Origin of the sequence: Blautia sp. 210820-DFI.6.14 (assembly GCF_020558815.1) — a bacterium.
Classification (GTDB): Bacteria; Bacillota; Clostridia; order Lachnospirales; family Lachnospiraceae; genus Blautia_A; species Blautia_A obeum.
Genome location: NZ_JAJCKS010000001.1, coordinates 79424 through 98800 on the forward strand (window position 1 = coordinate 79424; position 19377 = coordinate 98800).

Below are 19377 nucleotides of genomic sequence, written 5' to 3' on the forward strand. Positions count from 1 at the left end.
TCTTTATCAACCACCAATCTGAACATGCAGTGAGCTTGCGGATTCTGCCGCTTTTTTCAGCGTCTGCATATGTTCATTGGTAGGTGGAAGAATTCCTTCCATTAAATATGGTCTTCCAAGTCCAACATATTTATCCTGACCAAGTCTGTGGTATGGAAGCAGATGAAGCTGTTCTACTCCCGGAAGAGTATTGGCAAATTCAGCAATTCCCTGGATCTCTTCTACCGTATCGTTAAATGTCGGGATGACAGGAACGCGAATGATCAGCTTACATTTGCCAGAAAGTGCAACCTTACGCGCATTCTCCATCATAAGCTCATTCGGTCTGCCGGTAAATTCTTTGTGTTTTGCCGGATTGGTGTGTTTGATATCCATCAGATACAAATCCAGATACGGTAAAATTGTCTCGATCGTCTCAAATGGTGCACACGCCATGCTTTCAAGTGCCGTATTGATTCCTCGTTCTTTCGCTGCACGAAGAAGGTCTCTGGCAAATTCCGGCTGACAGAGGCTCTCGCCTCCCGAAAGAGTAAGTCCTCCTCCGGAGCGCCAGTAGTATGGACGATCTTTTTCTACTTCTTCGATCGCCTCCTCTACTGTCACATCTCTGCCAATCACCTTATCTTCACCGAGAACCTTCATCGTCTGGATCTTGTATTCCTGCGATTCCGGGTTACAGCACCATCTACATCTCAGCACGCATCCTTTCAGAAAAACGATCGTACGGATTCCCGGTCCGTCATGGATCGAATACCGCTGGATATCAAAAATACGGCCTTTTGTCTGTAAATAGTTCATACTTTACCTCTTAGAAGCCCTGCTCCGTTCTTCTGATAATATCATCCTGAAGAGATTTGGACAGTGTTGTAAACAATGCACTGTAACCGGCAACACGAACAACCAGATGTGCATATTTCTCCGGATGTTTCTGTGCATCAAGCAGTGTTTCTCTGTCAACAACATTGAACTGCATATGCATTCCCTTCTGATCAAAGAACGTACGGATCAGTGCAACGAATTTTTCCAGTCCTTCCCTTCCTGCAAGTGCAGATGGATGGAATTTCTGGTTAAACAGCGTTCCATTGGATACAATGAAATGATCCAGTCTGGAAACAGATGTCGCAGCTGCGGTCGGTCCGTTGACATCTTTACCTGCAGATGGTGATACACCATCTGCAACCGGTGTATGTGCATAACGTCCGTCCGGTGTTGCACCGGTCTGTCCGCCAAGCGGGACATTCGCTGATACCGGATAAAGTCCTGCATGGAACTGTCCGCCTCGTGGATTATGGTATTTCTGTAACGGGCGGGTGTATGTATAGGCAACATCTCTCGCAAAATAATCCACATCATCAATCGCATTTCCGAATTTCGGAACTTCATCGATCATATGATGCAGTTCTGTAAATTTACGTAGCTGTTCCTCTGAAGGTTTCAGGCGCATTACAGTCTGAAGAACTGCTTTGGCAGTATCTGTATCAATTTCCATACCGCCTTCCTGCATTCCTTTCAGAATCATCTCAGTCATATCAGATACGGACTTCTCATCCAGTCCTTTGTCATAATTCCATGCCAGAGCCTCTTTGTATTCTTTCATGGAAACTTTCTTATCCTCGTATACAAGTTTGCGGATCGCATACAGAGAATCTGCCATATTGGCAATACCAAATCCCTGCGGGCCGGTGAAGTTATAAACAGCACCGCCCTGTTCTGCAGTAAGTCCACGCTGTATACAGTCATCCAGCATAGAAGCCAGGAACGGAAGCGGACATCTTTCTGCATGTGCCACATCGATTGCATTATCTGCATTGACCATAAGTGAAATAAAGTATTCCATCTGTGTCTTATAGGCATCATAAAATTCTTCAAAGCTTGTCATCTGTGTGACATCGCCGGTCTGAACGCCGATCTGTTCACCTTTGTCCATTCCATTTGCAAAAACAACTTCCAGCGGACGACACATATTAAAGAATGCTGCATCATGCCAGCCATTTGTCTTACCGGACTTCTGAGGTTCTACACATCCGATGATGTTATATTCTCTGGCGTCTTCCAGTGTCAGTCCTCTGTTCTGCAGTGCCGGAATGATCACTTCATCATTATAATAAGCCGGTAATCCGATACCTGTTCTTGTAAGGTCTGCTGCCTTGATCAGAAGTTCATGTGGTGAACCGTTCCATACACGAATGGAAAGTGACGGCTGCGGCAGAAATACCTGTTTGGATGCTTCAATACACATGAAAGAAAGGTCATTTGTCACATCCTCACCGTATTTGTTCTGTCCACCGACGATCAGGTTCTGGAAAAGGCTGTATCCTGCAAATCCCTTTGCCGACTCTTCATCACGGCACTTGTTCAGATCATTCAGCTTAACCCAGACACAGTCGATGAGTTCCTGTGCCGCTTCTCTTGTGATCAGGCCTTTGTCAAGATCTGCTTTATAATAAGGATACATATACTGATCAAAACGTCCAGGTGAAATAGAATGTCCGCTGGACTCCATCTGGAGCAGCTGCTGTACAAACCAGAAGGACTGGCATGCCTCGTAAAAGCTGGTCGCTCCGTTTGCAGGCACGCGACTGCAGTTCTGCGAAATCTGAAGCAGTTCCTGCTTACGTACAGGATCTGTGCACTCTGCTGCCATTTGGGAAGCCAGTTCGGCATAACGCTCCGCATATTCAATAACAGCCTGGCAGGAAAGGATCACCGCATTCAGGAAATGACTCTTTGTAACATAATTTGCATCTCCAACCTGGCATTTTTCCAGTTCTGCCTGTGCTTTATCTATGATTCCTTTGTAACCGATTGCAAGTACTTCGCCATATTTGACGGTCACATGTCCTACCCCATTATAGAAATAGTTACCTGGTGTAAAAATGTTATGTTCGATAGCTTTGATTGCTTCCGGAGCCATATAGGATGTAGCAAGTTCACTGGATGTCTTACCTTTCCAGTATTTATGTACTTCTCTCAACTCCTGCTTGGTTTCTTCTGCAATATAAAACGGGTCCGCACTCCTCGTTTCAACGGTATCCAGTTCATCTTCCAGCCACTGGAAGGAAAATTCCGGGAAAGTCTGACATCCTCTCGGTGCAATCGTACTGCTTCCAACGATCAGTTCATTATCACGAATAATGATCGGGATATTACGGAGAATATGGGCAAAAGCTTCCGCACGCCTTGTGATCATCGGCTGACCTTCTGTAGCCTTATATGATTCAGTAAGCAGCTTTGCTCTGGCAGATTCAATAACCGGCATATTGGCATAAAGTGCCTCGACCAGCTTCGGAATCCTGGATGACTTTGGAACATCTGTGGTATTAAACATCTCCACGCTTCTCCTTTCTTATGGTGTCTCTGGCACCATAGCTCATATGCAATCAAAAGGCGCTTTGGCCCCACGATTCATATAAAATCATTATACCTTACAGGCTTTTATATGTCAACGAAATCCAACATTATTCGTCTGTTTTTTATGCGGTTTTTGTTGTGGTTTTTGTTTGTTTTGTGTTGGTTTTTATTTGGAAGATGATTTTTCAGTTGACTTTTGCAAAACAGACTGCCATACTGGAGATACAGAACGATCTGCTGCCGCAATCATTGCTGACAGACGCTGATTTTTTGAGTTTAAGGAGGGATCATCATGTATCTTTCTGACATACATACACATTCCATCGCAAGTGGCCACGGAACCATCTGCACAATTTCTGATATGGCAAAAGCTGCCTCAAAAAAAGGGTTAAAACTGCTCGGAATCACGGATCATGGTCCAGGCACTCTTGCTGCAGGTACTTCTTCTTATTTCAGGAGTCTGACTTATGCTCCTAAGAAGAGATTTGGAATCGAACTGCTTTTTGGAGTGGAACTGAATATTCTGGATATTGACGGGCATCTGGATCTGAATGACGAATTGCTTGGAGAACTGGATTATGCGATTGCGAGTATGCATGCGCAGAATTATAAGAGCGGAAGCGTGAAGGAAAATACAAGTGCTTATCTGAATGCCATGACGCATCCGTGTGTAAAGGTTCTGGGACATTGTGACAATCCGGCATTTCCTGTCGATTATGAGACTCTGGCAGTCGGTGCTAAGGAGAATGGTGTTATTTTTGAGATCAATGAAGCTTCACTCGCACCGTATGGGTATCGTGGGGATACACGGGCGAATAATCGGGAGATCCTGAAGTATTGTATGAAGTATGAAATTCCGATCGTGCTGTCGAGTGACAGCCATGGAGTGGAGCATATCGGGGATTTTACGTGTGCGGCGGAGTTTGTGCATGAGATGATGTTTCCCGAAAAAATGATATTGAATAATGATATTCCTCGGTTGAAGATGATACTGAGTGAGAGGTAGGAACTATATATTATAATATATTATAACGAAAAAAGAAACAGCTATCCCACCAGTCTGACACGCTGCATTTTCTAATTTTTCTCATGCGCTTATTGATGACTGCTTTTGCAAACTCGCACCTTACGGTGCTCAGACAATGCAACGCAGCCATCGCTAGCATGAGCAAAATTAACGAAAATTTGCTGAGTCAGCTTGGCATGGATAGCTGTTTCTTTTTTCTGTATATAGAAATATAAAGTTAAAGTAAGATGTTTTCTACATTATTATAAATTTTTAAATATATGTATACTATTAATTCCTCTTCTCTCATTTTCCGTATCATCTTTGTGGCGCCACCACACCCCGGCGGAGGTTCACGGCCTTCGGCCGCTGCCCCGAGAGGCCTTCCCGGTTGTGGGGAAGCGGAACTGTCGCAAGAAAATCGTCCTATAAAAAGCTTTGAACTGATAAAGCATGCATCCGATATTCAGGAACCCAGCAAGGCTTTCGAGACTGCGACTGTGCTAGTGGCGGTTGTGGAGCATCTGTCTGAGCGCCAGCGAGTTATGCGGAGCAATCGCTAATAAGCGCACGGGAGCAGCCCGAAAATGAAGCGTGTTCCAGAATATCGGATGTATGTCTATATCATAACCCGTCTTTTTCTTCTCGTATCTTCTTCATCAGTTCCGCCAGCTCGCTGTATTTCCCGGTTACGTATCCGTAATTTTGGGCTTTATGTGGCAACTGGCAGTTCGTGCAGTCTTTTATTCCTGTTTCTGTCATTCGAAAATTCCCGCCACATTTATCGCCCAGTGCATACAGCGGGCAGTAGCAGAACAGACAGTTGAAGTTCTCCGGATCTGCGCCTGCATGACACGGAAAATATTCACATTCCTTATTGCTGAAAAAAGCATAGTGTTTCCCTTCCCAATATGGTTTTTCCATTTACTTTCACCTCGTTATATAAAAAAATCCAGTCACGGCACTGCCGAACTGGTCATCTTCAAAACATATTTCAGAGGATTTGCGATACTGCTCCGGGGTAGACAATGAATCCGTTCAAATATGCGGAGGGAACGAATGCATCCGGAGTAGTATCGCCTGCCATTTAATCATACCCTTTAAGGGGTCGTATGTATGTGGCGGCCACCACGATACATATAGGTATAATTCATACGAACAGGCGAATTCCATAAAAAAATGCCTGCTTCCAACAAGCAGACAACACTTTGGGTTGCGGATACCCTAAGTTGGTTGTTACACTTTACACGGAAGTTTAACCTCGCCATACAAAGCAGGTTTCCTGACTTCAGGATCATCACTTCTTTTCCCCTTCTCATACTATCGTACAATGGGATATCGAAAAGTCGCTCCTCTGTTACAGTGACCGGATCGCTCAGGATTCTCACCTGATTCCCTCTTCTGACTGCTACGCGGATTACAGTCAGCACTTCATATGTTCAATATGGAATTATACTGACATCATAATAGCACGATGTCAGTATGCTGTCAATAACCCACATAACATTTTGTCAAATTTTTATCATTTTATTTACATACCGCATTTCTTTCCAACACGCAGTAACTTCATCTGTTTCAAGAATGCCTCTGCAATCCTGCCGGAGGCTATATCAGATGTGGGATTGACTCCCACCACTGATACTGATTTGTTGCTCGCCACCTACAGAGGTGGGAGTCATCTCACATCTGATATAAACTCCTCCCTTGCATTTTCCCAACACCTCACCTATACTGAATACAGTCTGATAAAGCAGTAAATACAACTTTTCGATAATACAGCTCATCGCCAGACAATAAATTGCACTCTATTTTTCAGGAGGTTCCTTATGATACAGGATATTGCACCACATACTTATCACAATGAATACAGACCGGTTGCTCCGGATGGCAGCAGTTTTGTGCTCGCTTATGAAAACGGAAAGAGTTTCTTTCATAAAAATGATACAGACAATTCTATAACGCTTCCCCGTTTCCGCGAACTGGAAGGAAACGTAAGCGACCTGTACAAAAATTATATCTATCTTTTCTCGATAGATGACGAACGTTTTTATCTGATTCCGGGACTGGATACTTCCCTGCTGCCAGGCTATGAATTCCACGAAAACAGAGAGCTTCGTTATGTACAGCCACAGTATCTTGCTTTTGCTTCGATTACCGGATATCAGCTCTGGTTCTGGTACAGAAACCGCCGTTTCTGCGGATGCTGCGGGTTCCCAATGAAACACGATACAAAAGAACGTATGATGTACTGCCCTTCCTGTGGCCGTCAGGAATATCCGGTACTTATGCCGGCTGTGATCGTCGGTATTACTAACGGAGATAAGATCATCTGCTCCAAATATGAGGGCAGAAGCTTTAAGCAATATGCCCTGATCGCCGGTTTCGCGGAAATTGGTGAAACAATTGAAGAAACCGTTCATCGCGAGGTCATGGAAGAAGTCGGTCTGAAAGTGAAAAATCTCCGTTATTATAAGAGTCAGCCATGGTCCTTCTCCGGTACATTACTTTTTGGATTTTTCTGCGATGTAGACGGGGACGATACTCTCACGGTGGATCATGAAGAGCTTTCTGTAGCACAGTGGTTTGACCGTGACAAAATTATCGGTCAGGACACCGACAGCAGCCTTACCAATGAAATGATGATGGTCTTCGCCGCCGGGAAGGAGCCGAAATAATCCAGCTCCAGGTTTCCAAAAGATACATCACATCAAATCCGCTTGAAGCAAGCATTGGTTTTGTCGTTGCCGATGATCCAGCCTTCTCGCTTAACGATTATATCAACCTTGCTGATGAAAAAATGTATGCCGAGAAAAAAGAACACAAAGCAACCCGTCAATAACTTAGAGGAGTTTTTACTATGACACCATATATCACCAGAGCCCTCGCACAACAGATTGTGAATACTGTCAAAGATCTCTGAAAAAGGCCTTCCTGGAGAAAACCCTTGATAGGCTTTCTCCGGAAGACTTTGAATTGCTTCGTGTTTACTTTTCCTGTGATGCCATGCGATTATATCTGGCATTGAAGATGTAACAATTCTATGCCAGCTGACTGATCAGTTCAAGAATCCTGCCTGCACAAGAACGGATTTCTTCTTCTGTAAGATCTCCGTTTCTGTATGCATTACGAATACTCTCGGCATCTTCTGCATTTCCAGGCATGATAATGTCATTTCCAGCCGCAGCACATTTCCATGCAACACTTCCATCTTCCGGTACGGTTGTATTCCAGTCAGACATGATAACTCCATCAAATCCCCACTCTTTACGGGCAATTCTGGTACACAGATCTTTGCTGTTCGCCGCATGCACTCCATTGACAAGATTGTAAGAAGACATGATTGCTGCCGGCTGTCCCTCTTTCACTGCAATTTCAAATCCACGAAGATAAATTTCTCTGAGCGTCCTCTCTGAAATCTTTACATCCACACCCATACGGTTATCTTCCTGATTATTGCATGCAAAATGCTTAATTGTAACGCCGCATCCCTTATGGCACTGTACACCTTTTGTTACAGATGCTGCCAGCGTTCCTGAGAGGAACGGGTCTTCTGAATAATACTCAAAATTTCGTCCACAAAGAGGATTTCTTTGGATATTCAGACCCGGTGCCAGCCACAGATTGACGTGAAATGCTTCCATCTCAAGCGCAACCGCTTCTCCAAATCTCTGCATCAGATCTCTGTTCCAGGTCTGAGCCATTACAGTTCCTACCGGGAATGCAGTGCAGTACTGATAATACTGGTCAGCACCCTCATGCTCTTCTCTGTCTACCAGGAAACCATTCTCTAGTGCACCCAGTACACCAATTCCATAAACGGTATCTGTTGCCCTGTCCACTTCATAGTGCTGCTGCAATCGGATACCTGCCGGTCCGTCTGCCATGATCAGAGATGGAATACCATACTTGTCAAGAAGTCCTTCTGTTGTCTCACCTGCGGTTCCCGGAACGCGGATTCCTGCTGCCCCCAGAGTACTTGTTGTTTCTGCAATATTTCCGTAGAGAAGCGGAAGCAGATCTTCTGTCATCTGTTCCGTGGCATAAGCTGATCTGTATATTTTTTTCTCTTCTGGATGCGGTGTAAAAATAATACAATGGCTGTTATCTGCTGTTGTTTTTCTGCATTCGTACGTTTTCCACAGTTCTTCTTCTATCTCTGCTGTGTTTTCCAGAACACAGGTATCCTCCAATGATACACTTTGTTCTACTTTTACAGTGCTACTGTATTCGAGAGATACAGAACTGTTTCCGGTCCAGATACCATAGGTTCCTTTTTCTACGATCCACTGATGTTTTTCCTCAGAAAAATATGCCAGTTCTTTCTGTCCAACTGTGATCCTCAATGTTTCAGCTTCTCCCGGCTGCAAAAGCTTAGTTTTTGCATACCCAACGAGACGGCGGTATTCTTTCTTTACCTCTGTCTGAGGAAGAGATGCATAAATCTGCACAACTTCTTTTCCTGCATAAGTATCTCCGATATTAGTAACTTTCATTTCAACTGCAAGTTCTTTCTCCGAAGTCTCAATCCCTTTGAATTCTATTTTAAACTCTGTATAGGACAGTCCGAATCCAAACGGAAACAGTGGCTTTTTGCCAAAGCTGTCAAAATAACGGTATCCGACAAAAATCCCTTCTTTGTACTCTTCGGTATCCAGATTTCCATTCAGATAACTGTAATCCTCTGCAAAAGGGCAGTCTTCATATCTTCTCGCCCAGGTTGCCGTCAGCTTCGCACTTGGTACACAGTTGCCTAACAGGATGTCTGCAACCGCATATCCACTCTCCTGCCCCGGCTGGGAAATATTAAGGATTGCCTTTATGTTCTCTGTATTTTCCAGAATGTCAGTCAGTTCGATCGGACCACCCGCATTCAGAAGCAGGATGACCGGAATCTTTTTTTCATTCAGGAAAAAAAGATCTGCTGCTTCTCTTTCACTCAGATAATAGTCTCCTTTTACCTTGCGGCGGTCTTTACCCTCTCCGGAAATACGGCTGAGCACATACACAGCTGCTTTTGCATCTGCGATATCCTTTGCTTCAACAGCCCGTCCTTCCGGAAGAATAAAAGGGTTGCTTGCGTATGCATCAAATGGATTATCTACGTGCTTTGCATCCTCAAGGATTTTTTCTTTCCAGACATTTCGTGCGTTTTTATAACGTTCTTCATAATCCTCCAGCCAGTCCTCGCTGGTAATAGTCACACCTGCTTCTTTCATTCCCTGATAAATGGAAATATTTTCTCTGTTATTTACATCACCGGAACCAATTCCGCCTTTAATAGTCTTTTCTGCCCCACTTCCAAGCAGTGCAATAGATGAAGCTGTGGAAAGAGGAAGTACTCCTTCGTTTTTCAGAAGTACAATACCTTCCACAGCCGCTTCTCTTGCCAGAGTCCGGTGTCTGATTTCAAATTCAGACAGACTCTGATCCATACTTCCACTGTGTCCCCATACATCTTTCATATATAATCCTCCTGCTAACGTTTGAATTTATTTTATACAACAAAAGAACGACAGCATTCTTTATCCTTTATGCAAGAATATCCTGCCGCGTTCTTTTGACTGATGATAACTTTTATTTTTTACTCTTTTACGCCACCCAGCGTAACACCTGCGATGATATATTTTGACAGGAGCAGATAAACAATAATGATCGGTACGATAGCAACAGTGATCATCATGTAAATCTTACCCATATCAAAGTTCATGTAATCAGCACCTCGTAATGTTGCAATCAGGATCGGAACCGTCATCTTGTTCTTGGATTGGATGACCAATGCCGGTACGAAGTAGTTGTTCCATGATCCAACAAAGGTAAAGATTGCCTGAACTGCGATCGCCGGTTTCATGATTGGAAGTACAATACGGTTGAATGTATGGAACTCTCCAGATCCGTCAATTCTGGCAGCTTCCACCAGTGACAGCGGAAGAGAAGATTGTAAATAACTGTACATAAAGTAAAATACTGCCGGTGAAGCAATGGACGGAATAATCAACGGAAGAAGTGAATCATACATTCCCATCTTTGTGATCAGTCTCAGGAATCCCATTGCAGTTACCTGTGTCGGCATAACAAGGATTGCCATTATAAAAGTAAAAGCAACTTTCTTTCCCTTGAAATCATAAGCATAAATGCCATATGCAGTCAGGGAAGAAAAGTATGTACATAATGCTGCAGAGCATCCGGACACGATCACACTGTTAATGATTCCTCTGAACATTGGAAAGCTTCCATCATTTGCCACACTTCTCAGGTTATCCAGAAAATGTTTACCCGGAATGATAGAAAAGCCTTTCTGCAGTTCTGCATGTGAATGCGTTGCATTGATAAGCAGAATCGCAAAGAAAAACAGACACATAAAAGATAAGAGAATGAGTACAATATGTGCGAAAATGCTCATCACACGTTTTCCTGAATTTGTTTTCATGATCTCGCTCTTCTCCTTTCTTCTTTTGCACGTTTCTTAGCTGCCTTTTTTGAACCATCTGGATCGTTGTCATTGGTCATTCTGTAAACAAAGAAGCAGAGGATACCACTGATGATGAACAGGTAAACAGATAATGCACCTGCCATTCCATAATTCTTGCTCTTCAGATGACTGTTCAGGAACATGATCAGTGTCATGGATGTTCTGTCCGGGTTACCCTGTCCGTTTGTCAGGATCTGAGGAACATCAAACATCTGAAGACCACCGATGATAGATGTGATCAGTGTGTATGCAAGGATCGGACGAATCATTGGCAGTGTAATATAGAAAAATCTCTGAATTCCATTGCATCCATCCAGATCAGCAGCCTCATAGACCTCCACACTTACACCCATAACTGCCGCCATCAGCATGATCGTTGTATTTCCAAACCACATCATAAAGTTCATAAATCCGATCAGTCCTCTTGTTCCCAGAACAGAACCCAGGAAATCAATCGGTGCTTTCAGAACACCCAGAGACAGCAGAATAGAGTTGACCGGACCATTGGTAGAGAACATCGTAAAGAATAATAAGGCAAATGCAGACGCCATGATCAGGTTCGGCAGATAAATAACTACTTTAAAGAACTGTTTGCCGTGGATCTTCATTCGAAGATCTGTAAACCAGCAGGCAAGTACAAGTGCAACCACGATCTGCGGAACAAAACCGATCAACCACAGGATCAATGTGTTTTTTCCATACAGGAACATATCTGATCCCAAAAGACTGATGTAGTTTTTCATGCCGACAAAATTCGGACCTACTACCTTGATACCCGAACGATAATATTCGAAAAAGCTGTATCTTACAGTATCGATCAAAGGAATAAGAGAAAATATCAGATACGCGATAAAAAATGGAAGAATAAATAACAAGCCCCATTTTCCGTAATCAATATTTTTTTTCTTTTTTTTCATAAATGCCTTTCCTTTCCAATAAACAGCAGGGCACTCTGTACCCTGCTGATCTGATCATTTATTCCGGCCACTGTACTTCTGTGATTTCCGGATAACGTTCCATAATTGCTGTTTCAAAGTTTGTTTTTGCTTTGTCAAACTCAACATTTCCCTGGAAATAATCGCTGAAAGCATTCTGGATCAGCTCTACACAGCCCTGATCATAAGCGGAAAGCGGGGCAATTTTGATGTTTTCTGCTACCGGTGCAAAATATTCAAATGGATTCTGTCCACCGAGGAAATCAGAAGCGAATGCATCGTCAGAAGCAGCCTCCTGCATACCGGATTTTGTATTTGTAAAGTCAGCATAGTCCTGGGAAATCTTTAACAGGGTGTCTTTGTCTCCAGTCATAGCAAGGATGATATCTTTTGCATGTTCCATGTTGTCTGTTCCTGTTGCTGCATGGATATAGGATCCGCCCCAGTTGTATTCCTGCGGTGGGTTTGTAACAGCCCAGGCACCGTCTTCGCCATCCCAGTTTGGTTTCAGGGTAAAGTCAATTCCCCATGCCGGGAACAGGAATGCGAATACTTTGGAGTCAGAGCTCATAGCTTTGTTCCAGTCATCGTTCCACTGACCTTTTACAGTTTTGTTCAGATATCCTGCATCCAGCCATTCTTTTGAATCACTTATCCAATCCATGATCTTCTGGTCAACTTTGACCGTTGTGCTTCCCGGCTCTACCCATGAATTTTCGATGCTGTTTCCATACAGACGGAATGTATCTGCATAAGAGGCAAATGTGTAGTATCCTTTTGCTTTCAGTTCTTCTGCTGTTGCTTTTGTTGTATCCCAGTCCTTTAATTTCTCGCCTACTGCTTCCGGATCATCTGTTCCAAATACATCTTTTGCGATGTCACGACGATATACCACAGTTCCTGGGCAGCACTGCCATGTAGAACCTCTCTGTACTCCATCAGTGTCAGATGCTGTTGTTTTTGTAAAATCGTACTGATCTGCAAGATCTTTGTCAGGATCAATTCCGAGGTCTTTAAGCGGAATTGCCACATCTGCATCTTTGTCTGTATATTTATTTACATAGTCTGTCTCTGACAGGAAAATATCTACTTTGTCATCGTCTGCCGCATCCGCCTGATTCATCAGTGCTTCATCCAGTTTCTGCTGGTAAACGCCATCCTGATTCGGGTTAATGACCCAGTGGATCTCTGTTCCATCTTTCAGTGTTGTAACTGTTCCATCCTTTGATGTAGATTCTACTTCCGGATATACAGCTTCCAATCTCTGACGAAATTCATCATTCCAGGAATAAATATTGATCACTTTTCCTTCTCCGGAATCCGCACTTACTACAGTTGCTGCTGAGAATGTTCCTGCAACAACTGCTGCTGTCAGGATTACAGATACAAATTTTCTTTTCATTAAAAATTCCTCCTTATTCAAAGCATTTTTCACTGCTTTCTCTTTGATGATGATACTATATCATTTTTTACATTCAAAATATATTATTAATCTTAACAAAATGTCAGATTCATGTCATAATATAAAAAATCAACACATTAAGGAGTAATGTTTATGGCAATTTCAAAAGACTGGTACCACACTGAAATGGAAAACAATGAGATGGAAATCCTGCACCGTTCTCCCTCCATAGAATACTCTTTTTATAACGCAGTCCGAAGCGGAGACATGGAGACGGTCACTGCAAACTGCAAAAAAGATTCCTTTCTTCATCTCGAAGGAACTGGTGTCCTTTCAAGAAATCCTCTGACCAATATCAAATATCATTTTGTGGTAACTGCCGCCATGCTGACCCGTTATTGCATTAACGGAGGGCTGGAACCGGAGCAGGCCTATCGCCTCAGCGACTTTTATATCTTAAAAATGGATTCCTGCACTTCAGTCCGTGAAGTTGCAGACCTCCACCATATTATGGCAAAAGATTTTACCGGAAAAATGCTTCTTCAGAAAAAAAGTTCTGTTCTGTCCAAACCTGTCATTGAATGCATCAACTATATCTACGTTCACATAAAAGAAAGAATCACCATTCAGGATCTGGCTGACCATACAGGGCTGTCCTGCAATTATCTTTCCCGTATATTCAAGCAGAATCTTGGTGTATCGATCAGTGACTATATCCGTGAACAGAAAATAGAAAAAGCCACTCATCTTCTCAGATATTCTGATCAGTCTATCGTGGATATTGCAGCGTATCTTTCCTTTTCCTCACAGAGTCACTTTATACAGATTTTTGAAGGATATACAGGACTGACACCAAAGAAATACCGCGACAAATACTACAAATCCATGTGGTAGACCAACAGACATGCCACTGTCTCTCCCCGGCATTGAGAAAAACAGAAAACAACCCGGCATTATGTCATTTTACTACATAATGTCGGGTTGTTTTTATTGTAATACTATAGTAATATTATGTGTCTCATCTGAAGACAACTGTTCAATCGTCTCTTTTTTCATGCAGGCACTTCCGCATGCTCTTTTTTCTATTTCCTTTTCGTCACAGTACGCCTGAACGATCTGATATTCTCCATACTCCTTTTTGTCTGGATTGGAAATGTGAATCTCAAATTTCTTTCCTGCAAATTCCAGATAGAGTGATGCATTTCCTTCTTTATCAAACTGTTCTGCCATAAGTGCTGGTGCGATCACAAGATTGCCAATCTCTCCTCTTACTCCAAAAGCTTCTGTGATCATGGTCAGCATATACCAGCTTGCTGCACCGGTAAGATATGCATACAGCCCTCTTCCATCACTGTCAAAATATTCAGGAAGTCCTGGATACATATAGCTGCTTTCAAAGTTCATTGCCGCATGAAGAAGTGTATTGAGCACTTTATATCCTTCTTTTACAAAGCCCTGACTGTAGAGAGCATTTGCATACATGACTGCCATGTGAGAGAAAACAGCTCCGTTTTCTTTTTCACCATAGGCAAAGCCGAACATTCTGCCGAGATCAAATTTCTCTTCTCTGAAATTTGTATTCAGTCGATAACCGCCTGCTTTCTCATCGAACAGATATTTATCTGCACTTCTGCTGATCGCGGCAGTCTGCTCTTTTGTTGCAGTTCCGCTCATGATCGCAAATACCTGGCTGGTCAGCATCATGCGTACACGATCTTTTTCACAGCACTCTACCGGATTCTTGTGGTCATCATAATAACCATTGAACCATCCGTCTCCACCATCTGTGATCCATTCATTCTTTCGGATATTTTCCATCATCCAGTCTGCTTTTTCACGCAGATTTCTGACTATCTCATCAATTCTGACAATCACTGTATCGCCGCTGATGTTGTGTGCACACTTTTTGGTGTAAGAACCCAGCAGTTTTCTTTTTTTGTCTGCATTCTCATATAGATCTCTTCCACAGGAAAACAGACATTCCATTTCACTGGCAATCTCAACCCGGTTAATTCCGCTTATGCGTTCCAGGTTTTCCAGGCAGTCTGCAATGTTATTCATATTTCCTGCATAGGCACAGGTAAACGCCACACTCTCACCATTGTCCCACGCCATATCCATGGCATCGTTCCAGTCAGCTCCATGGAGTTTCATTTCATTATGCTCACCTACATCATAAAAAGCAGTTAAATTCTGCAGAAGAATATGCTCCAGAATTGTTCCGAAATAAATCTCTCCGTTCTCTGCTTTCTGCTGTTTTCCGTAAGCTGTATTCCATTCTTCATCGTGTGTTGTTCCTCTTCCTGACTGAAGATCTTTGAAATATGGAACTTTTTCAAACAGAATATCCATATCACCGGTCTGGTCGATATACAGCTTCGTCGTTCCAAACGGCCAGAATGCATGATCCATCCAGACACGGGTAATATTATTTCTGTCCGCGATAAATTCTCCCTGTTTATTTCCAATAATCGTGGCATTTGTTCCGTCAATACGGACACCGCCATAGTTGGCAACAATCATCTGACGCACTACAGCCGGATTCATGATCAGGAGTGCAAGACAGTCCTGCCAGAGATCTCTCCATCCCCGTCCGCCTTTTCCATAGTCGTGGTATGGGAGAAAAGAACAACCATAGATTCTTCGCAGTACCGGCTGAAAGCTGATCCATTTCATATAGTTATCAGCATCTGCATCACCGGTTTCATAAGATACATTTACTTTTTTCTGCCAGTAGGATTTCACCTCTTCAAGAACGTTCTCCACCTGCTCTTCTGTTCTGTATTTTGCGACAGTTTTGGAAATACTCTCTTTCTTCTCTGTCAGTCCTGCCAGTATGATAAAACCTGCTGTTTCCTGCGGCTTTAGCTCAACATCCGCAAAGCGGATGCCTCCCATTGCCTCTTTTCCCTCAGCTCTGCTTCCTGCCTTTCTGCCTGGCTTGTTCTTTCTTACAGCTTCTGGATTCAGATAAGTACCGCCCTCTCCTATAAACTCCTGCACAGTAGGATAAAACGCCTCCGGCGTATCGCCTTTTTCTGAATATCCATATACAAAATAGGTGGTATGATTCTTCTGATGACCTCTTTCATCAAAAGACAGAACCGGTGTGACTTCCACACCATATTCTGTTGTATTGATTCTGTGAAGAAGCGATGTCACATGACGATGATCTCTAATATTGTCCGCGCTTCTTCCATAAAGTGGTATTGCAGCAATCGGAGTTATTTTTGTCACTTCTTCAGATATATTTTTTATTCTGACCAGTTCAATCTCTACTGCTCCGTCCACATCAACAAAAGAAGTGATTTCTGACTGAAGACCATATTTTGCAGAAGTTCTGGTCACTTTCTGCCACATAAAACCGGCTTCCAGAATGCTTTTATCCTGAGCTTCTGTAAATTTCTGTAATTCCTGCTCTGCTGAAATTCCCGTTGCAGACCAGCATCCCTTACCTTCTGTACGGCACCAGAAATTTCTGGTACTGCGATTATTGTGAAGATTTTCAATACTTACCGGTTCCAAAAGAAAATGGTTCTGATCTGTCTTGCTGTCTCCTCCAAGGTTCGGCGTGATACTGGATTTCAGTCCTCCATCACCCGCCAGCGGAAAATACAGACCACTGTAGTTTTCCGGACTCTGAATGGTAAACGTTCCTTTTTTATCCTGAAATTTTATATATTTCATGCTGTCTCCTTTTTATGACATGAACAGTTCTACTTCTGTAATCTCTGTAAGCTTTTCCTGAGGAATATAATTTTCTCCCAGTTCTTCTCTATTGACGATCATCTTCTTGAAACCAGATTCCACGTGTCCCGGATTATGCACTGTGATATGAAGTTTACATCCGCGGAAATCTTTATCAATTTCAAATTTATCCCATTCTTTCGGAATAGATGGTGCAATTCGCAGTCCGCCAAAGTCAGGACGCATACCAAGGATACCTTCTACACACCCTACCATAACGGTAGATGCTGTTCCTGTCAGCCAGTGTACATGTGAGCGTCCGAAATTCGGGCTTGCTTTTCCCTCTGTAAACTGTCCATAGCAGTATGGTTCCAGTCTTCGGATCTCTGCCCTGTCATTCTGTGCCGCAGGCGCATTTTCCATAAAGTAGCCAAAAGCTCTCTCTCCATGTCCTCTCAGAGCTTCTGCAAGAATGATCCATCCCTGTGACTGTGAGAAAATCCCTGCATTTTCCTTGGTTCCTGCATTATAGATCACAGCCAGCGCACCCTCAAATGCATGAGCATGGTATGGAGGATCCATCAGGATTGCTCCATATTCCGTATTCAGTCTCTTATAAACCATATCCAGTGCAAGATCTGCCTGTGCATTGTCTGCAAGACCACTGATCACCGCCCAGCTCTGCGGATTCAGCCACATATTAGCTTCCGGATCTGTGCGCTTTCCGATCACAGCTCCATCTTCTGTAAATCCACGGATAAAGCGGTCTTCATTCCAGCAGAGATCCTGGATCAGTTTTCCAAGTTTCTTCTGACTTTCGTTAAGATATTCAATATATTCTTTATCCTCTTTGTATTCTGCAAATTCTCTGAGAATCGTCATTGCGTAATAATACTGCAGTGCTACAAAAGTTGATTCTCCATCTTTTCCAAGTCTGAGACAGTCATTCCAGTCTGCATAAAGACCTGCCGGCATTCCATGTTTTCCAAGATGATTTTCAGAAAATGCAATTGCACGTTTCAGATGTTCATATACGGTTGCCTCACCTTTGTTTGCAAACGGAATCACTTCATCCATGAATGCCACATTGCCTGTTTCTGAAACATATTTATAGACTGTAGGGAAGAGCCACAGTGCATCATCTGCACGATAAGCCGGATGACCTGTTTCCTGTACATAGGAAGCATCGTCCGGAGTATCTTCATGTCCCGGATTATGTGTGAATTTTACAAGCGGAAGTCCACCGCCGTTATCCACCTGTGCTGAAAGCATGAATCGGATTTTTTCCACCGCCATCTCCGGTGCCAGATGAATCACTCCCTGAATATCCTGAACTGTATCGCGATATCCATATCCATTGCGGAGTCCGCAGTAGGTAAAAGAAGCTGCCCGTGACCAGATAAAGGTCATAAAACAGTTGTATGCATTCCATGTATTGATCATGGTATTAAATTCCGGACTTGGGGTTCTTATCTGGAAGTGAGAAAGCTGACCATGCCAGTATTCGATCAGTTCTTCCAGTTCTCTTTTACATACATCCTGGCAGTTTTTGTAATGCTCCACGATCTCGCCCGCTTCTGCATCACCTTTCATTCCAACAAGAAATGTGATTTCTTTTGTTTCCCCCGGAGCAAGGCTTAAAACTGTTGAAAGTGCTCCACAGCTATTCTCATTATAATTTCCCTTATTGCTGAGTTTTCCCGTGATTACGCCCTCTGGATTGTTATATCCGTGATATCTTCCGAGAAAGCTTTCTTTGTCTCCGCACCAGGAATTCACGTCAGCTCCTGCCAGTCCGAAGAATCTGTTGAATACATTTTTGTTATCAATGTTTTCACCTTCTTCCAGACGATCCAGGTTTGCGTGGATCATCTGACGTACACGATTCCCTCTGAAAACCGTCTGTGTGATATACTGAGAATACTGAAGATTTACCTGATCCTGTTCATAGTTACTGTTGTTGGTAAATTCCGCATATCCTGTTACTGTGAGTTCACGTTTTTTCTCAGAACAGTTTGTTACTGCCAGACTCCATACTTCATAAGACTGCTCCAACGGCACATAATATCTTACTTCTGAGTGAATTTCACTGTAGTCTGCCATCATTTTTGTGTATGCTGTTCCATGATGACATTCACTTTTGTACGTCTCCAGATCTTTGCCTACCGGCTGCCAGGATGCAGACCAGTAATCCTTACTTTCATTATCACGAAGATAAATATACCGTCCCGGCTGATCAAACTGATTGAAAATATATCTCAGGATTCTTCCATTTGCTCCGGATTTTGCAAAACTGTATCCCCCTGCGTTATTTGAAACGATTGCCCCATACTCTGGTGAGCCAAGATAGTTTACCCACGGTGCCGGTGTATCCGGACGTGTGATCACATATTCCTTTTTTACTTCATCAAAATATCCATATCTCATATCTCTCATCTCCTGCTCCAGCTATTCTTCGCCTGATTTTTCTTACACTATACCCTATATCATATTTTGAATATACAAAATACAAGCTGAAAATATCAGA

Annotated in this window: 12 protein-coding genes and 1 riboswitch; of the genes, 3 read left to right on the forward strand and 9 right to left on the reverse strand. The window is 43.1% G+C overall.

Translation table 11 applies throughout. The annotated features are described in order from the left end of the window. Positions 1 to 6: 6 nt before the first annotated feature. Positions 7 to 798: a glycyl-radical enzyme activating protein gene (locus LI112_RS00360; RefSeq protein WP_022388918.1), complete on the reverse strand. Its 792-nt coding sequence runs from the start codon at positions 796 to 798 to the stop codon at positions 7 to 9. Between the two features lie 10 nt (positions 799 to 808). Beyond that, positions 809 to 3328: a glycyl radical protein gene (locus LI112_RS00365; RefSeq protein WP_227190060.1), complete on the reverse strand. Its 2520-nt coding sequence runs from the start codon at positions 3326 to 3328 to the stop codon at positions 809 to 811. Between the two features lie 315 nt (positions 3329 to 3643). On the opposite strand from LI112_RS00365, the gene LI112_RS00370 reads away from it, so the two are divergent. Then, positions 3644 to 4357, forward strand: coding sequence for a phosphatase (locus LI112_RS00370; protein WP_195967904.1), 714 nt, complete (start codon positions 3644 to 3646; stop codon positions 4355 to 4357). Positions 4358 to 4981: 624 nt separating this feature from the next. On the opposite strand, the gene LI112_RS00375 is transcribed toward LI112_RS00370, so the two are convergent. Further along, positions 4982 to 5281 (reverse strand): cysteine-rich small domain-containing protein, encoded by a 300-nt coding sequence (locus LI112_RS00375; protein WP_005427739.1) that lies wholly within the window; start codon positions 5279 to 5281, stop codon positions 4982 to 4984. A gap of 330 nt (positions 5282 to 5611) precedes the next feature. Next, positions 5612 to 5806, reverse strand: a riboswitch (cobalamin riboswitch). Positions 5807 to 6183: 377 nt separating this feature from the next. Between LI112_RS00375 and nudC the strand changes: the two genes are divergently transcribed. Further along, a complete protein-coding gene (gene nudC / locus LI112_RS00380) occupies positions 6184 to 7032 on the forward strand; it encodes an NAD(+) diphosphatase (protein WP_195967777.1) in 849 nt (282 codons plus the stop codon). Between the two features lie 363 nt (positions 7033 to 7395). Here nudC and LI112_RS00385 read toward each other — a convergent pair whose 3' ends face one another. From LI112_RS00385 to LI112_RS00400, 4 genes are all read right to left on the reverse strand, one after another. Continuing rightward, a complete protein-coding gene (locus LI112_RS00385) occupies positions 7396 to 9819 on the reverse strand; it encodes a glycoside hydrolase family 3 N-terminal domain-containing protein (RefSeq protein ID WP_227190061.1) in 2424 nt (807 codons plus the stop codon). Positions 9820 to 9938: 119 nt separating this feature from the next. Then, positions 9939 to 10784: a carbohydrate ABC transporter permease gene (locus LI112_RS00390; protein ID WP_118697955.1), complete on the reverse strand. Its 846-nt coding sequence runs from the start codon at positions 10782 to 10784 to the stop codon at positions 9939 to 9941. Then, entirely contained in the window at positions 10781 to 11743 is a 963-nt protein-coding gene (locus LI112_RS00395; protein WP_227190062.1) for a carbohydrate ABC transporter permease, read from the reverse strand. The genes LI112_RS00390 and LI112_RS00395 overlap by 4 nt, the downstream gene beginning before the upstream one ends. Before the next feature lie 58 nt (positions 11744 to 11801). Next, positions 11802 to 13163, reverse strand: coding sequence for an ABC transporter substrate-binding protein (locus tag LI112_RS00400; RefSeq protein WP_227190063.1), 1362 nt, complete (start codon positions 13161 to 13163; stop codon positions 11802 to 11804). A 153-nt stretch (positions 13164 to 13316) separates the two neighbouring features. Between LI112_RS00400 and LI112_RS00405 the strand changes: the two genes are divergently transcribed. Next, positions 13317 to 14057 (forward strand): helix-turn-helix domain-containing protein, encoded by a 741-nt coding sequence (locus LI112_RS00405; protein WP_227190064.1) that lies wholly within the window; start codon positions 13317 to 13319, stop codon positions 14055 to 14057. 93 nt (positions 14058 to 14150) lie between these two features. Here the strand turns inward: LI112_RS00405 and LI112_RS00410 are convergent, their stop codons facing one another. Both LI112_RS00410 and LI112_RS00415 read right to left on the reverse strand, forming a co-directional pair. Further along, on the reverse strand, positions 14151 to 16850 hold the full coding sequence (locus tag LI112_RS00410; protein WP_227190065.1) for a cellobiose phosphorylase: 2700 nt from the start codon (positions 16848 to 16850) through the stop codon (positions 14151 to 14153). Positions 16851 to 16862: 12 nt separating this feature from the next. Continuing rightward, positions 16863 to 19277 (reverse strand): glycosyl hydrolase family 65 protein, encoded by a 2415-nt coding sequence (locus tag LI112_RS00415; protein ID WP_227190066.1) that lies wholly within the window; start codon positions 19275 to 19277, stop codon positions 16863 to 16865. Positions 19278 to 19377 lie beyond the last annotated feature (100 nt).

Excerpts from the sequence above, each read along its gene's own strand:
- LI112_RS00410 (WP_227190065.1), bottom strand. The coding sequence starts at position 16,850 with ATGAAATATATAAAATTTCAGGATAAAAAAGGAACGTTTACCATTCAG.
- LI112_RS00360 (WP_022388918.1), bottom strand. The coding sequence starts at position 798 with ATGAACTATTTACAGACAAAAGGCCGTATTTTTGATATCCAGCGGTAT.
- LI112_RS00415 (WP_227190066.1), bottom strand. The coding sequence starts at position 19,277 with ATGAGATATGGATATTTTGATGAAGTAAAAAAGGAATATGTGATCACA.
- LI112_RS00400 (WP_227190063.1), bottom strand. The coding sequence starts at position 13,163 with ATGAAAAGAAAATTTGTATCTGTAATCCTGACAGCAGCAGTTGTTGCA.
- LI112_RS00390 (WP_118697955.1), bottom strand. The coding sequence starts at position 10,784 with ATGAAAACAAATTCAGGAAAACGTGTGATGAGCATTTTCGCACATATT.
- LI112_RS00370 (WP_195967904.1), top strand. The coding sequence starts at position 3,644 with ATGTATCTTTCTGACATACATACACATTCCATCGCAAGTGGCCACGGA.
- nudC (WP_195967777.1), top strand. The coding sequence starts at position 6,184 with ATGATACAGGATATTGCACCACATACTTATCACAATGAATACAGACCG.
- LI112_RS00405 (WP_227190064.1), top strand. The coding sequence starts at position 13,317 with ATGGCAATTTCAAAAGACTGGTACCACACTGAAATGGAAAACAATGAG.
- LI112_RS00365 (WP_227190060.1), bottom strand. The coding sequence starts at position 3,328 with ATGTTTAATACCACAGATGTTCCAAAGTCATCCAGGATTCCGAAGCTG.
- LI112_RS00375 (WP_005427739.1), bottom strand. The coding sequence starts at position 5,281 with ATGGAAAAACCATATTGGGAAGGGAAACACTATGCTTTTTTCAGCAAT.
- LI112_RS00395 (WP_227190062.1), bottom strand. The coding sequence starts at position 11,743 with ATGAAAAAAAAGAAAAAAAATATTGATTACGGAAAATGGGGCTTGTTA.
- LI112_RS00385 (WP_227190061.1), bottom strand. The coding sequence starts at position 9,819 with ATGAAAGATGTATGGGGACACAGTGGAAGTATGGATCAGAGTCTGTCT.